This window comes from Streptomyces sp. NPDC007205 (assembly GCF_040634095.1).
Taxonomy (GTDB): domain Bacteria; phylum Actinomycetota; class Actinomycetes; order Streptomycetales; family Streptomycetaceae; genus Streptomyces.
On the sequence record NZ_JBEYEW010000007.1, the window covers coordinates 190,035 to 204,129 of the forward strand.

At 71.2% G+C, this 14,095-nt stretch carries 14 protein-coding genes; 6 read left to right on the forward strand and 8 right to left on the reverse strand.

Features of this window, described 5'->3' with window-relative positions; genetic code table 11:
* Positions 1-98: 98 nt before the first annotated feature.
* Positions 99-884 (reverse strand): glucosamine-6-phosphate deaminase, encoded by a 786-nt coding sequence (gene nagB / locus ABZ624_RS14960; RefSeq protein ID WP_360087421.1) that lies wholly within the window; start codon positions 882-884, stop codon positions 99-101.
* A gap of 170 nt (positions 885-1,054) precedes the next feature.
* Here nagB and ABZ624_RS14965 point away from each other — a divergent pair, with 170 nt between their 5' ends.
* Entirely contained in the window at positions 1,055-1,684 is a 630-nt protein-coding gene (locus ABZ624_RS14965; protein WP_360087424.1) for a TetR/AcrR family transcriptional regulator, read from the forward strand.
* 338 nt (positions 1,685-2,022) lie between these two features.
* Positions 2,023-3,489: a PAS domain-containing sensor histidine kinase gene (locus ABZ624_RS14970; RefSeq protein ID WP_360087818.1), complete on the forward strand. Its 1,467-nt coding sequence runs from the start codon at positions 2,023-2,025 to the stop codon at positions 3,487-3,489.
* Positions 3,490-3,701: 212 nt separating this feature from the next.
* Here ABZ624_RS14970 and ABZ624_RS14975 read toward each other — a convergent pair whose 3' ends face one another.
* Together ABZ624_RS14975 and ABZ624_RS14980 are read right to left on the reverse strand one after the other, a co-directional pair.
* Positions 3,702-3,959, reverse strand: coding sequence for a WhiB family transcriptional regulator (locus ABZ624_RS14975; RefSeq protein ID WP_003992873.1), 258 nt, complete (start codon positions 3,957-3,959; stop codon positions 3,702-3,704).
* Positions 3,960-4,290: 331 nt separating this feature from the next.
* Positions 4,291-5,259 (reverse strand): diacylglycerol kinase family protein, encoded by a 969-nt coding sequence (locus tag ABZ624_RS14980; protein ID WP_360087427.1) that lies wholly within the window; start codon positions 5,257-5,259, stop codon positions 4,291-4,293.
* Between the two features lie 144 nt (positions 5,260-5,403).
* On the opposite strand from ABZ624_RS14980, the gene ABZ624_RS14985 reads away from it, so the two are divergent.
* The gene (locus ABZ624_RS14985; RefSeq protein WP_360087430.1) at positions 5,404-5,838 is read left to right on the forward strand and encodes a hypothetical protein; all 435 of its coding nucleotides are present in this window, start codon (positions 5,404-5,406) and stop codon (positions 5,836-5,838) included.
* 24 nt (positions 5,839-5,862) lie between these two features.
* Here the strand turns inward: ABZ624_RS14985 and ABZ624_RS14990 are convergent, their stop codons facing one another.
* The 3 genes from ABZ624_RS14990 to ABZ624_RS15000 form a co-directional block, all read right to left on the reverse strand.
* Positions 5,863-6,954, reverse strand: a complete 1,092-nt coding sequence (locus ABZ624_RS14990; protein ID WP_360087433.1) for an RNA polymerase sigma factor SigF — start codon at positions 6,952-6,954, stop codon at positions 5,863-5,865.
* A gap of 17 nt (positions 6,955-6,971) precedes the next feature.
* A complete protein-coding gene (locus ABZ624_RS14995) occupies positions 6,972-7,388 on the reverse strand; it encodes an anti-sigma regulatory factor (protein WP_031163342.1) in 417 nt (138 codons plus the stop codon).
* A gap of 310 nt (positions 7,389-7,698) precedes the next feature.
* A complete protein-coding gene (locus tag ABZ624_RS15000) occupies positions 7,699-7,959 on the reverse strand; it encodes a UBP-type zinc finger domain-containing protein (RefSeq protein ID WP_360087436.1) in 261 nt (86 codons plus the stop codon).
* Between the two features lie 61 nt (positions 7,960-8,020).
* On the opposite strand from ABZ624_RS15000, the gene ABZ624_RS15005 reads away from it, so the two are divergent.
* Positions 8,021-9,616: a Na+/H+ antiporter gene (locus tag ABZ624_RS15005; protein ID WP_360087439.1), complete on the forward strand. Its 1,596-nt coding sequence runs from the start codon at positions 8,021-8,023 to the stop codon at positions 9,614-9,616.
* Positions 9,617-9,632: 16 nt separating this feature from the next.
* Here ABZ624_RS15005 and ABZ624_RS15010 read toward each other — a convergent pair whose 3' ends face one another.
* Complete coding sequence (locus ABZ624_RS15010) at positions 9,633-10,532, reverse strand: pyridoxal-phosphate dependent enzyme (RefSeq protein WP_360087442.1); 900 nt, start codon at positions 10,530-10,532, stop codon at positions 9,633-9,635.
* Between the two features lie 87 nt (positions 10,533-10,619).
* Positions 10,620-11,213: an N-acetylmuramoyl-L-alanine amidase gene (locus tag ABZ624_RS15015; RefSeq protein WP_360087445.1), complete on the reverse strand. Its 594-nt coding sequence runs from the start codon at positions 11,211-11,213 to the stop codon at positions 10,620-10,622.
* 219 nt (positions 11,214-11,432) lie between these two features.
* On the opposite strand from ABZ624_RS15015, the gene ABZ624_RS15020 reads away from it, so the two are divergent.
* A complete protein-coding gene (locus ABZ624_RS15020; protein ID WP_360087448.1) occupies positions 11,433-12,839 on the forward strand; it encodes a family 2B encapsulin nanocompartment shell protein in 1,407 nt (468 codons plus the stop codon).
* A 112-nt stretch (positions 12,840-12,951) separates the two neighbouring features.
* Positions 12,952-14,091 (forward strand): family 2 encapsulin nanocompartment cargo protein polyprenyl transferase, encoded by a 1,140-nt coding sequence (locus ABZ624_RS15025; RefSeq protein WP_360087451.1) that lies wholly within the window; start codon positions 12,952-12,954, stop codon positions 14,089-14,091.
* Positions 14,092-14,095: the final 4 nt, after the last annotated feature.

Sequence of the window (14,095 nt, forward strand, 5' to 3'; positions counted from 1 at the left end):
TCACATCGTGGCACGGGTTCCTGTCCCAGGATGCCACCCGCACGCTCCGTGATCTCCTCTTGTACCGTCGCGACCAGGATTGGTCTAGGCCTACAGGTCTAGATCCCCTGCCAGTCCGGCTTGTTGGCGTAGGTGTGCCGGAAGTAGTCGGCCAGCTTGAGCTTGGACGCGGCGGCCTCGTCGACGACCACCGTGGCGTGCGGGTGGAGCTGGAGCGCGGAGGCCGGGCATACGGCCGCGACCGGTCCCTCGACGGTCGCGGCGACCGCGTCCGCCTTGCCCTCACCGGTCGCCAGCAGCACCAGGTGCCGGGCCTCCAGGATGGTGCCGATGCCCTGGGTGATGACGTGGTGCGGGACCTGCTCGATGTCGCCGCCGAAGAAGCGGGCGTTGTCGATCCGGGTCTGCTCGGTCAGCGTCTTGATCCGGGTGCGCGAGGCGAGCGAGGAGCACGGCTCGTTGAACCCGATGTGTCCGTCGGTGCCGATCCCGAGCAGCTGAAGGTCCACTCCGCCGGCCCCGGCGAGCGCACGGTCGTACGCCTCGCACGCCGCCTGTACGTCCCGGGCGGTGCCGTCGGGTCCGAGGAACGCGTCCATGCCGATGCCGAGCGGCTCCAGCACCTCCCGGCGCAGCACGGAGCGGTAGGACTCGGGATGGTCGGCGGGCAGCCCCACGTACTCGTCGAGCTGGGCTATGCGCGCCTGCGAGGTGTCGACGGCGCCGGAGCGGACCTTCGCGGTCAGCGCCTGGTAGACGGGCAGCGGGGTGGAGCCGGTGGCCACGCCGAGCAGGGCGTCGGGCTTGCGCCGCAGCAGCTGGGCCATGGCCTCGGCGATCAGCTCGCCGCCCGCCGCGGCGTCCGGAACGATGACAACTTCCACGCTGGGCCTGCCGTTCTGAAGTGGGCTCTGTGCATCTCCATGTGGTTTAGACCAATCTAACAGAAGCGACGTCCGCCGGCCCAGGAAATGCCCGGGAAATGAGACGTCCGCCGTCCCGGGAAACGACAAGAGAGGAGCACTTCTCTAGGGGCCGCTATAAAATGCTCTCCATGGTGCCCGGTCAGGACGCGGAAGTGCAGGTCGGCACGGCCAGGACGCGCGGTCGGCCGCGCTCCTTCGACCGGGCCGCCGCCCTGGAGAAGGCGCTCATGGCCTTCTGGGAGCACGGCTACGAGGCCACCTCGGTCTCCGATCTCACCCGGAGCATGGGCATCGGGGCGCCGAGCCTGTACGCGGCCTTCGGTGCCAAGCGGACCCTGTTCGAGGAGGCCGTCCAGGTCTACACCGGCACGCACGGCGCCTTCGTCGACCGCGCCCTCGCCGAGGAGCCCACCGCCCGCGCGGCCGTCGAGCGCGTGCTGCGCGAGGCCGCCGCCGAGTACACCGACCCCGCGCACCCGTACGGCTGCCTGGTCGTGCACGCCGCCACCAACTGCACCAGCCCCGAGGTCGAGGAGCTGCTGCGCGGGCTGCGCAACGGGACCATCGCCGCCCTCGAATCCCGGATCCGGACGGACCTCGCGGCCGGGCGGCTCCCGGCCGGCACCGATGCCGCCGCCCTCGCCCGGCACACCGGCGCCATGATCCAGGGCATGTCCCAGCAGGCCCGCGACGGAGCGAGCCGGGAGGAACTGGAAGCACTCGCGGAAATTGCCATGGCCATCTGGCCCCGCGACTGACCGAGGCGGGCTAGGCTGCGTGGCATCGGGTGCCATCAGTCGTGCATGCCGACGAGACCATGGACACACCGTTGTGGTCTAGTCCAGAATCGACAAGAACGCATCAACGTGACAAGCCTCCGTCTTCCCCGCACAGGAAGACGGATCGAGGAACCGGCGCTCTCTGCCCTGACTGCCCCGGCTCCTCGACCTTCGGCCGACCGGGACCGCACACCCCACGGCCGATGATGCTCCGGGCTGCGGTGCCGGGAGGGTTGAGGGTCCCTTCCAGGCGCCGCGGCCCGCGGGTGTTTTCCGGCCACCCGCAGCCCGCGGGTACGCTCGCAGACGTGCCCTCCATGAACGAACTGGTCCGCCAGCACACCGCCCTCGACGACTCCGACCTCGAGTGGCTCCATCTGCTGGTCTCGGAGTGGCAGCTGCTCTCCGACCTCTCCTTCGCCGACCTGGTCCTGTGGGTCCCCACCCGCGACGGCACGCGGTACGTCTCGGTCGCCCAGATGCGCCCCAACACCGGCCCCACCTCCTACCAGGACGACATGGTCGGCCACCTCGTCCCGCGTGGCCGCCGGCCGATGCTGGACGCGGCGCTGGACGAGGGCCGGATCGTGCGCGAGGGCGACCCGGAGTGGCGCGAAGAGGTCCCCGTACGGGTCGAGTCCATCCCCGTACGACGTGAGGGCCGCGTCCTCGGTGTGATCGCCCGCAACACCAACCTGCTGACCGTCCGCACCCCGAGCCGGCTGGAGCTCACCTACCTCCAGAGCGCCTCCGACCTCGCGCAGATGATCGCGGCAGGATCGTTCCCCTTCCCCGACCAGCAGGTCGACATGGACGCCTCGCCGCGCGTCGGCGACGGACTGATCCGGCTGGACGCCGACGGCGTCGTCCAGTACGCCTCCCCGAACGCGCTGTCCGCCTACCACCGCCTCGGCCTCGCCGCCGACCTGGTCGGCCAGCACCTCGGCCAGACCACCGCCGAACTCGCACCGACCCGGGGTCCGGTGGACGAGGCGCTCGCCAAGGCGGCCAGCGGCTGGGCGCCGCGCGAGTTCGAGATCGAGGCCAACGACGGGGTCATCCAGTTCCGGGCGATCCCGCTCAAGCCCAAGGGCACCCGGATCGGTTCCCTGGTGCTGTGCCGGGACGTCACCGAACTGCGGCGCCGCGAGCGCGAGTTGATCACCAAGGACGCGACCATCCGGGAGATCCACCACCGGGTGAAGAACAACCTCCAGACGGTCGCCGCGCTGCTGCGTCTGCAGGCCCGGCGCATCGACTCCGAAAGCGGCCGGGAGGCCCTGGAGGAGGCGGTCCGCCGGGTCGGCTCGATCGCGATCGTGCATGAGACGCTGTCTCAGAACCTGGATGAACGCGTGGAGTTCGACGACATCGCCGACCGCGTGCTGGCGATGGTCGCCGAGATCTCGCCGGGCAAGGTGACCGGCCGGCGCAGCGGGCGCTTCGGCATACTCGACGCCGAGGTGGCCACCCCGCTGTCGATGGTCCTCACCGAGATCCTGCAGAACGCCCTGGAGCACGGCTTCCGTGAGGGCGACACCGGCACGGTCGAGGTCTCGGCGGTGCGGGGTGGTACGACGAAGGAGGCCCGCCTCCTCGTCACCGTCCAGGACGACGGCGTCGGCCTGCCCGAGGACTTCGACCCGCACCGCTCCGGAAACCTGGGGCTGCAGATCGTACGAACGCTGGTGGAGGGGGAGTTGGGCGGTTCGTTCGACATGGTCCCCGCGCCGGGGCGGGGCACCCGGGTGATCCTGGACATTCCGGTGCAGGCGCAGAAGTAGCCCAACTGCCGTACAGCGGCGGTCGTTTGTCATACGGGGGCGTGGGCACAGCAAAAAGCCCCGGACCGCCATCGGTCCGAGGCTTGTGCTCGTTGCTGCTCTGCTGTTGGGCTAAGCGCATCGGGGGATACTGCGCGCTGCGGCTCGGGGGCGGGAGATGCGTGCGTGCTGCACGCGCCGCCAAGCTCAGGCTGTCAGCAGGGGTGGGTATGTCAGGCGGAGGCCTGACGGGCCCGGTTGCGGGCGGCGCGGCGCTTCATGGCGCGGCGCTCGTCCTCGCTGAGACCACCCCAGACGCCGGAGTCCTGGCCGGACTCGAGCGCCCACTGCAGACACTGCTCGATCACCGGGCAGCGACGGCAGACGGCCTTGGCTTCCTCGATCTGCAGCAGCGCAGGACCGGTGTTGCCGATGGGGAAGAAGAGCTCGGGGTCTTCCTCGCGGCAAACGGCGTTGTGACGCCAGTCCATGGCTGCTACCTCTCCTAGGTTCTCTGAACGTATTACGTGCAGGTTGCTTGTGAATGTGAACGCTTTCACGAATCCCTCAACAAGTGAAGGGCCGACCGCCGAGTCTTCCCCGGCGTGGTCCTTGGTTTGAAGAGGGGTTCCGGTGATCAGTGGAGGCCGGTGTTGCGGGCCGTCCCGATCGCCACGTAGAGACTCGCAAACCTCAGCGGCGGATACAACCCCTTCCGGAAAGTTTTTTTGGATTCCTCGGTGTCGACTAGGTCACAGCCGTACTTCCATGGGGTGGATCCTGGCCTAAACGTTCGAGTGAAAGGACTTTTGGCCCTTGCGCTCACACAATCACACGCAGTGCACGGCGTACGCCTGTGAACGTCACGCTCGTACGGAGCCCCAGGTGGTCACCGTCCATCTGCAGGGGGAGGGGCACCTTCGAATGCAAGGTGAACCGGTCCAGATCGTGCAGGGAGAGCACATGCTTGCCATGGGGGCCGCGCTCGGGGGACGAAGTGAGCAACTGGGTGCCATACCGGGCAACCGAGGCCGTCGACAGACGGCTGAGACCGAGCACGTCGACGCCGGTATCGAACGAGGCTTTAGGCGACGTGTACATGGGGCGATTGCCGAGATACGTCCACGGGGACGTGTTCGAGACTATGGCGACCACAAGATCACCGATCGGGTCCTCGCCGGGCCGCTCCAGCGTGATCGAGCCGTGCCGGCGGTTCTGCTCGCCGAGGAACTGCCGGATCACCTGCCGTACGTACAGCGCGTGCGTCGACTTCCTGCCCCGCTCGCGCTGCTGCTCGACCCGGCCGACCACGCCCGCGTCGAAACCGAGGCCGGCGTTGAAGGTGAACCAGCGGTCCGGGACCGCCTCGTCCACCGTGCCGGGGGTGCCCGAGGTCAGTCCGAGCCCGACGACCCGCTCGCTGCCCTCGCGCAGGGCGTCCAGCAGGGCGCCGGTGGCCTCGACGGGGTCGTTGGGCAGGCCCAGGGCGCGGGCGAAGACGTTGGTGGAGCCGCCGGGGACGACGGCGAGTCCGGGCAGGCGCTCGGGGTCGGGGCCGGCGTGCAGGAGGCCGTTGACGACCTCGTTGACCGTGCCGTCGCCGCCGAGGGCCACCACGAGGTCGATGTCGTCACTGTCCGCCGCCTGCCGGCCGAGGTCGCGCGCGTGGCCGCGGTACTCGGTGGTGACCGCCTCCAGCTTCATCTCGCTCGCCAGCGCGTGGGTCAGGACGTCGCGCCTGCGTGCGCTTGTGGTGGTTGCCGCCGGATTGATCACGAGAAGTGCACGCATGGAGGGCAGCGTACCTACTGGGGGGTACCGGGCCCATATCGAGGTAGGGATCCGGTAAGAGGCGGGGGCGTGCCAGCGGACACGGTGCCGCGCCGCGACCGCGCCCCTTCCGGGCGCTCACACCCACCCCGCTACCCTGCTGGGGTGAGCAGTGAGCAGAACCCCGCCCAGGACCCCACCGGACCCCGGCCCCGTCGGCTGACCTACGCCGCCGTGCTGGCCGGGCTGGAGGGCGTCGCCCTGGCGGCCGGTGGGCTGTGGGTGCTCGTGCTCGTGGTCACCGGCTCTCCGGACGACCGGCAGCAGGCCGTGACCCTGGGCATCACGCTGGCCGTGCTCGCGCTGCTGCCGCTGCTCGCCGCGCGCGGACTGCTGCTGCGGCGCAGCTGGAGCCGCGGCCCCGCGGTGATCACCCAGCTCCTGGCGCTGCCGATCGCGTACAACCTGATCCACGCCGACGGCGTGGCCGTGCCGGCCGGTATCGCCCTCACGGCCGTCGCCGTGGCGGCGCTGGTGCTGCTCGTCAACGGCGAGACGACCCGGGCCCTCGGCATCAAGGGACCGGGCCGCGCCGAATAGTCCGGCCGGGACTCGATCCCCGGCTCACTCCTCCACGAGGAGCTTCTCCCGCAGCTGGGCCAGGGTGCGGGCCAGCAGCCGGGAGACGTGCATCTGGGAGATGCCGACCTCCTGCGCGATCTGCGACTGGGTCATGTTCCCGAAGAAGCGCAGCAGCAGGATCCGCTTCTCCCGCGGCGGCAGATCCTCCAGCAGCGGCTTCAGCGACTCCCGGTACTCCACGCCCTCCAGCGCCTCGTCCTCCGCGCCGAGGGTGTCGGCGACCGCGGGGGACTCGTCGTCGGTGTCGGGCACGTCCAGGGAGAGCGTGGAGTACGCGTTGGCGGACTCCAGGCCCTCCAGGACCTCCTCCTCGGAGATCGCGAGCTTCTCGGCCAGCTCGTGCACGGTGGGGGAGCGGCCGTGCAGCTGGGACAGCTCGGCCGTCGCCGTGGTCAGCGAGAGCCGCAGCTCCTGCAGCCGGCGCGGCACGCGGACCGCCCAGCCCTTGTCACGGAAGTGCCGTTTGATCTCGCCGACGACGGTCGGGGTGGCGTACGTGGAGAACTCCACGCCGCGCTCCGGGTCGAACCGGTCGACGGACTTGATCAGACCGATCGTGGCGACCTGGGTGAGGTCGTCCAGCGGCTCGCCGCGGTTGCGGAACCGGCGCGCCAGGTGCTCCACGAGCGGCAGGTGCATACGGACCAGCTGATTGCGCAGCTCGGCGTAGTCCGGGCTGCCCGCGTCCAGTGTGCGCAGCTCGACGAACATCGCCCGCGCCCCGCTGCGGTCCTGGTGGCCGTGCTGTGCTGCCTGCACGGCCTCCGCACCCGGCGCGTCGTCCTCGGCGTACCGCTCGTGCTCGCTCATCGTCCCGCCCGTAGCCCTTCCCCGAGCCCTGGCCGCCGCGCGGGGTTCCACCGCGGGCACGCCCTCCACGGAACCGTCACCGCCGGTCTGCGCGGAGTCGTCCTCCGGGTGCGGTCTGGCCTGCTCGGGGATGCCGTCGATGCCGTCCGCCATACGCCGGGAACCGTCCCGGGGGGCCTCCCCGGGCGTCTCGGCCGTCCTCGGCCAGGGGGCACCCCCGTCCCCGGCCGGCAGCTCCCGTGTGCCGCGCTCTTCGTCCCGCACCGGACCGTCCCCGTTCCTCACGCCGGCCCGGGACCCGCGCCGCGCTGTTTGTAGAGGCTGATCGACACGGTCTTGTCCTCGTCGACCGCGGACGAGACCTTGCCTGCGAGGGCCGAGAGCACGGTCCAGGCGAAGGTGTCCCGCGAGGGGGCGTGACCGTCCGTGGTCGGCGCCGCGACCGTGACCTCCAGCGAATCGTCGACGAGCCGGAAGACACAGCTGAGCACGGAGCCGGGCACGGCCTGTTGGAGCAGGATCGCGCAGGCCTCGTCCACGGCGATGCGCAGGTCCTCGATCTCGTCCAGGGTGAAGTCCAAGCGGGCCGCGAGACCGGCCGTGGCCGTCCGCAGCACCGACAGGTAGGCACCCGCGGCCGGCAGCCGGACTTCCACGAAGTCCTGATTCGCCGTGGGCTCGCCTGCGATCTGGGACACCCTCACCTCCATGGTGGTACAAGCTTTACGGGGCCGAGGGTCGCCCCCCGGGGTAACGCGTACGTGGTTCCGCGGTGACGCTATCGCGCTCCGAAGGTTCCTGTCCCGGGACCCCAACCCCCCTGGCGTCACTCACAGTAAAGCTGTGCATACGCTCCGTGTCTAGAGGGTTTGCGGGCCCAAATGGGAAGAGGGCGCGCCGGGTTGACGTACCCAGACGTCACACGCTCGAACCGTCGTGCGGTCGTCGCCGCATGCAGTGTCACACGAGAACGGGGTCAGGCGGGAATGTGATCACGCGACGGCGCGCTCAGACCAGTACGTGGTCCACGAAGCACCACCGCCACTCCTCGCCCGGCTCGAAGGACCGCATGACCGGGTGACCGGACGTCACGTGGTGCTGTGTGGCGTGCCTCCCCGGCGAGGAGTCGCAGCATCCGACGTGTCCGCAGCTGAGACACAGCCGCAGCTGGACGGGGTGCGTGCCGTCCCGCAGGCACTCCGGGCAGGTGGCGTCGAGCGGATCCGGCTCCGGGTGCGGCAGCGCGTCGGTGTGCGTGCACTGTTTCATGATTGCCAGATTACGACGGGTGTGCGGGTGGCCGCGCGGACAACGAGGGTGGGCGAGGATCATGGACGTGATGCCGCTGCTGTTGCTGGTGGCGGGCAGTGCGGCGGTCGCGGGGGCCGCCCGGCGCACCCCCGTGCCGGCCCCGCTGCTGCTGGTCGCCGTGGGCCTGGCGGTCTCCTACGCCCCCGGCGTCCCGCACTACACGCTGGACCCGGAGATCGTCCTGCCCCTGGTGCTGCCCCCGCTGCTGTACAAGGAGGGCACGGAGAGCTCGTACCTCGATCTGCGCGCCCAGATGCGGCCCGTGGGGCTGCTGTCGATCGGGTACGTGCTCTTCGCGACCTTCGTCGTCGGCTGGGTCGCCTACCTCGTCGTGCCGGGGCTGCCGCTGCCGGCCGCGCTGGTGCTGGGCGCGGTGGTCGCACCGACGGACGCGGTCGCGGCCGCGGCGATCGCACGCCGGGTCGGCCTGCCGTCCAGGATCACCACCATCCTCCAGGGCGAGTCCCTGCTCAACGACGCCACCGCGATCACCGCGTACAAGGTGGCCCTCACCGCGGCCGTCGGCGAGGGCGCCACCTGGGCGGGCGGTATCGGCGAGTTCCTGCGGGCCGCCGTCGGCGGTGTCGTCGTCGGACTGGTGCTCATGGTGCCGATCCACTGGCTGCGTACCCACCTGAAGGAGGCGCTGCTGCAGAACAGCCTCTCCCTGCTGATCCCGTTCGTCGCCTACGGCGTGGCCGAGCAGTTCCACGGCTCGGGAGTCCTCGCTGTCGTGGTGGTCGCGGTCTATCTCGGGCACCGCTCCTGGGAGGTCGACTTCGCCACCCGGCTCCAGGAGGACGCGGTGTGGCGGATGGTCGCCTTCGTACTGGAGTCGGCGGTGTTCGCGCTGATCGGCCTGCAGCTGCCGACCGTCCTGAAGGGGCTGGGCGCGTACCGGGGCGCCGACGCGGCCTGGTACGCGATCGCGGTCTTCCTCGTGGTCGTAGCGGCCCGCTTCGTCTGGGTGTTCCCGGCGACCTACCTGCCCCGCCGGCTCTTCCGCCGCATCCGGGAGCGTGAGGACGACCCCACCTGGCGGGCGCCGGTCGTGACCGGGTGGGCCGCCATGCGCGGTGTGGTCTCCCTGGCCATCGCGTTCTCCATCCCGCTCACCGTGCACGGCGGCGCTCCCTTCCCGCAGCGGAACCTGGTCCTGTTCCTGACCTTCACCACCGTCATCGGCACCCTCGTGGTGCAGGGCCTGACCCTCGCGCCGCTGATCCGCCTGATGCGGTTCCCCGGCCGCGACCGGCAGGCCGAGACGCTCGCCGAGGCCAACGCCCAGGCACAGGCCTCCCGGGCCGCCGAGAGGCGCCTGGACGACCTCCTCTCCGACGAGCGCAACGCCCTGCCCCCGCCGCTCGCCGACCGCCTGCGCACGGTCCTGGAGCGCCGCCGCAACGCGGTCTGGGAGCGCCTCGGCCAGACCAACCCGGTCACCGGCGAGACCGTGGACGACACCTACCGCCGGCTCTCCCGCGAGATGATCGGCGCCGAACGCGAGGTCTTCGTCACGCTCCGGGACCACCGCTACATCGACGACGAGATGCTGCGCGCGCTGCTCAGACGCCTGGACCTGGAGGAGGCGGCGGCCTACCGGGAGGCGGCCTAACCCTCCGGGAGGCGGCCTAGCCCTCCGGGAACGGCCGCCCGGTGACGACGGCGGCGATCGCCGTCCCGCGCGCGAAGGCGCCCTCCTCGGCGAGGGTGACAAGTCCGTAGAGCAACTTGGCGACATAGAGACGTTCGACGGGCAGCCCGTGGCGGTCCTCGAAGTCCTCCGCGAAAGCGTGCAGTTCGGGCGTCGTACGGGCGTAACCGCCGAAGTGGAAACGCTCGTCGAGGGACCAGGAGCCGGTACGGGCGCCGAAGGCACGTTCCTGCAGATTCCGGACGTCGCCTTCCAGGAAGCCGCCCCTGAGGACCGGTATGCCGAGCGCGCGCTGTGCGGCCGTCAGTCCGGCGGCGAGCCCCGCGAGGGTGCCGCCGGTGCCGCAGGCGACCGCGACGACGTCGGCATGCCCGCGCAGCTCCCCGCCGAGGGGCCGGCAGCCGTGCACGGCCGCGCCGTTGCTGCCGCCCTCGGGGACGACGTACGCCTCCTCGGCGCCGGCCGCACGCAGGATCGCGGCCAGGGTCTCCGGCTCGGTCTTGCGGCGGTACGTCGGTCTGTCGACGAAGTGCAGCCGCATGCCGTCCGCCGCGCACCGGGCCAGCGAGGGGTTGAGCGGACGGTCGGCCAGCTCCTCGCCGCGGACCACTCCGGTGGTCGGCAGACCGAGGAGGCGGCCGGCGGCGGCGGTGGCGCGCAGGTGGTTGGAGTAGGCACCGCCGAAGGTGACCAGGGGGCGCCCCTGGGCCGCCTCGATGTTCGGCACCAGCTTGCGCCACTTGTTGCCGATGACGTCGGGGTGGATCAGGTCGTCACGCTTGAGGAGGAGCCGGACGCCGTGCCGCTCGAACCGGTTGTCCGCTACCTCCTGGAGAGGGGAGGGGAGACGGGGAGCGAGCAGGGTCCGGCTGGTCACGGCTTCATTGTCACCCGGTGCGGGGGGCCGGGGCGCCCCGGGGACGCCTGCCCGCGCCGGCCGGGTACCGCCTGAAGGAGCGCGACGCTACCCCTTCAGCCGCTCGGCCACCCGCTCCCGCAGCCACCCCATCCCGAACCCCCGCGGATCCACCTTCCCCGGCTGCCACTCCAAGTGGCCGATCACCGAGCTCTCGGTCCACCCGTGCCGGCGGCACACCGCAGCCGCCGCCCGGGCGATCGCGTCCAGCTGGGCCTGTGGCCAGGGATCCTCCCCGTCGCCCAGGTTCTCGCACTCGAAGCCGTAGAAGTGCCGGTTGCCATCGGTGTTCGCCTCGTTGACCGGCGGCAGCCCCTTCTCGGCGATCACCGCGCGCAGCACGTCGTCGTCACCGAGGCCGGCGTGGTTGGCGCGGCCGTAGCCGACCAGGTGCACGCTGCCGTCCTTGGTGATCACGCCGTGGCACAACGGGCCCGGCAGCGCAGGACGGCCGGTCCTGCACATCTGCACCGTGTGCGCGCTGCCGCGGGTCACCGTGTGGTGGATCATCACACCGTGGACGGGCCCCCACGGGCCCTTGTGGTTGCGGTTGTGGTTCTGCCAGTCGCCGACCTCGACGACGCTGACGCCCTCCGTTCGCAGAGCGTCCAGAAACCCGCTCGCGGACATGGGTGGGGCCATGCCGCCTCCTTCGTTCCGTGCCGGTCCGTTCCGGTCGCCGGACGCTACCGAAACCGGACGTCCCGGACCACGACGAGATCCCTCTTCGTGCCCAGTAATCCGATGATCCATTCCCGCTCTTTCGGGTAATGGCGCGACCACGGACGGTGATGAAAGGCTCGGTCCCGAGACCGGTGCCCGGGCGATTCGGCACCGGGAATACCTGGGAGGCAATTCTCTATGTCGGTAGGCGAAGAGGTCCGCACGGATCAGAGCAAGCCGCAGCAGTCCCTCGGGACGGCGGCCGCGCGGAACCTGGCCACCACCACCAAGTCCGTCCCGCAGATGCAGGAGATCAGCTCCCGCTGGCTGCTGCGCACACTCCCGTGGGTCGACGTCCAGGGCGGCACGTACCGCGTCAACAGGCGGCTGACGTACTCCGTCGGCGACGGCCGCATCACCTTCGTCAAGACCGGGGACCAGGTCGAGGTCATCCCGGCCGAGCTCGGCGAACTGCCGGCCCTGCGGTCCTACGAGGACGAGGAGGTGCTGACGGAGCTGGCCCGGCGCTGCCGCCAGCGCGACTTCGCGCCCGGCGAGGTGATCGCCGACTTCGGCAACCAGACGGGCGAGGTGTACCTGCTGGCGCACGGCAGGGTCGAGAAGATCGGCACCGGCCCCTACGGCGACGACGCCGTCCTCGGAGTCCTCGCCGACGGCGCCTACTTCGGTGAGCAGGCGCTGCTGGACCCGGACGCCATCTGGGACTACACCGTCCGCGCGGACACCGCGACCACGGTGCTGATCCTCAGCCGGCAGGACTTCCAGCAGATCGCCGAGCGCTCCGACACCCTGCGGGCGCACCTGGAGCAGCTGCGCTCCGTCCCGGAGCAGCGGACCAACAAGTACGGCGAGAAGGAGGTCGAGCTGGCGGCCGGTCACTCCGGTGAGCCCGACATCCCGCACACCTTCGTGGACTACGAGGCGCGGCCCCGCGAGTACGAACTGAGCATCGCCCAGACCGTGCTGCGCATCCACACGCGCGTGGCCGACCTGTACAACCAGCCGATGAACCAGACCGAGCAGCAGCTGCGGCTCACGGTCGAGGCGCTCAAGGAGCGCCAGGAGCACGAGCTGATCAACAACCGCGACTTCGGCCTGCTCCACAACTGCGAGTACGACCAGCGGATCCAGCCGCACGACGGCGTGCCCAGCCCGGACGACATGGACGAGCTGCTCAGCCGCCGGCGCAGCACCAAGCTGTTCCTGGCCCACCCGCGCGCGATCGCCGCGTTCGGACGCGAACTGAACAAGCGCGGACTGGTCCCGGAGACCGTCGAGATCGGTGGCAACCGCATCCCCACCTGGCGCGGGGTGCCGATCTACCCGTGCAGCAAGATCCCGGTCACCCCGGAGCGCACGACCTCGATCATCGCGATGCGCACCGGCGAGCAGGACCAGGGCGTCATCGGCCTGCGGCAGTCGGGCCTCCCGGACGAGATCGAGCCGAGCCTGTCGGTCCGCTTCATGGGCATCAACGAACAGGCCATCATCAAGTACCTCGTGACGGCCTACTACTCGGCCGCCGTGCTGGTGCCCGACGCGCTCGGCGTGCTGGAGAACGTCGAGATCGGCCGCTGGAGGTGACGTTTCCGCACTTCGCGGCCGTGTCCCCGCCCGCCGCGGCGGGTAGACCCTCGGAACATGCGTCCGGCCGGGCCGGCGACGCCGGCGTCCGCGGACCTGGCGAGGGGGAGACATGGCCGATTTCATGACGGAGACCGCACAGCGTTCCCCCGTCGTGCCGCACCCCGGCACGGCGTGGGAACGGCGGGGGAGGGCCGGCGACGCCGATGCCGGTCCGCTCGAAGGACAGGAGGCGGCGGCCCTGCTGGAGCGCACCCGGGCCGTCGTCGACCCGGAGCTGCGCGCGGCCCTGGATGCGCTGCCCGGCTCCATGCGGCGGATCGCGCTCTACCACTTCGGCTGGCAGCACGCGGACGGCACTCCGGCAACGGGCAAGGCCGGCAAGGCGATACGGCCCGCGCTCGTCCTGGCCGCAGCCGCCGCCCTCGGCGGCCCGGCGGCCCGTACGGCGGCGGTGCGGGCGGCGGTGGCGGTCGAACTGGTCCACAACTTCACGCTGTTGCACGACGACGTGATGGACCGGGACACCTCCCGCCGGCACCGGCCCACGGCCTGGACGGTGTTCGGCGACGCCGACGCGATCCTCGCGGGTGACGCCCTCCAGGCACTGGCCCTGCGGCTGCTCGCCGAGGACCCGCACCCCGCCTCGGGCCCGGCCGCGGCCCGGCTCACGGACTGTGTCCTGGAGCTGTGCGCCGGCCAGCACACCGACACGGACCTGGAGCGCCGCGCCCCGGACGAGGTCACCCTCGACGAGGTGCTCGCCATGGCCGAGGCCAAGACCGGCGCGCTGCTGGGCTGCGCCTGCGCCCTCGGCGCGCTGTACGCGGGCGCCGGCCAGGAGGACGTGGCGGCGCTGGACGGCTTCGGCCGCCAGGCGGGACTCGCCTTCCAGCTGATCGACGACGTCATCGGCATATGGGGCGACCCGCGGCGCACCGGCAAGCCGGCCGGCGCGGATCTCGCGGCCCGCAAGAAGTCGCTGCCCGTGGTGGCGGCCCTGTCGACCGGCACCGAGGCGGCGGCCGAACTGGCCGAGCTGTACGGCAAGCCGTCCATCTCCGGCGACGCCGAGGACATCGCGCGTGCGGCCCTGGCCGTGGAGCGGGCGGGCGGCCGGGACTGGGCGCAGACCGAGGCGGCCGACCGGATGGCCCGTGCCGTGCAGGAGCTGTCCCGTGCGATCCCCGCGCCCGAGGCGGCGGGCGGTCTGCTGGCGCTCGCCGAGTTCGTGACCCGGCGCAGCAGCTGAGCAC

Excerpts from the sequence above, each read along its gene's own strand:
- ABZ624_RS14965 (WP_360087424.1), top strand. The coding sequence starts at position 1,055 with ATGGTGCCCGGTCAGGACGCGGAAGTGCAGGTCGGCACGGCCAGGACG.
- ABZ624_RS14970 (WP_360087818.1), top strand. The coding sequence starts at position 2,023 with ATGAACGAACTGGTCCGCCAGCACACCGCCCTCGACGACTCCGACCTC.
- ABZ624_RS14975 (WP_003992873.1), bottom strand. The coding sequence starts at position 3,959 with ATGGACTGGCGTCACAACGCCGTTTGCCGCGAGGAAGACCCCGAGCTC.
- ABZ624_RS14980 (WP_360087427.1), bottom strand. The coding sequence starts at position 5,259 with ATGCGTGCACTTCTCGTGATCAATCCGGCGGCAACCACCACAAGCGCA.
- ABZ624_RS15000 (WP_360087436.1), bottom strand. The coding sequence starts at position 7,959 with ATGAAACAGTGCACGCACACCGACGCGCTGCCGCACCCGGAGCCGGAT.
- ABZ624_RS15005 (WP_360087439.1), top strand. The coding sequence starts at position 8,021 with ATGGACGTGATGCCGCTGCTGTTGCTGGTGGCGGGCAGTGCGGCGGTC.
- ABZ624_RS15015 (WP_360087445.1), bottom strand. The coding sequence starts at position 11,213 with ATGGCCCCACCCATGTCCGCGAGCGGGTTTCTGGACGCTCTGCGAACG.
- ABZ624_RS15020 (WP_360087448.1), top strand. The coding sequence starts at position 11,433 with ATGTCGGTAGGCGAAGAGGTCCGCACGGATCAGAGCAAGCCGCAGCAG.
- ABZ624_RS15025 (WP_360087451.1), top strand. The coding sequence starts at position 12,952 with ATGGCCGATTTCATGACGGAGACCGCACAGCGTTCCCCCGTCGTGCCG.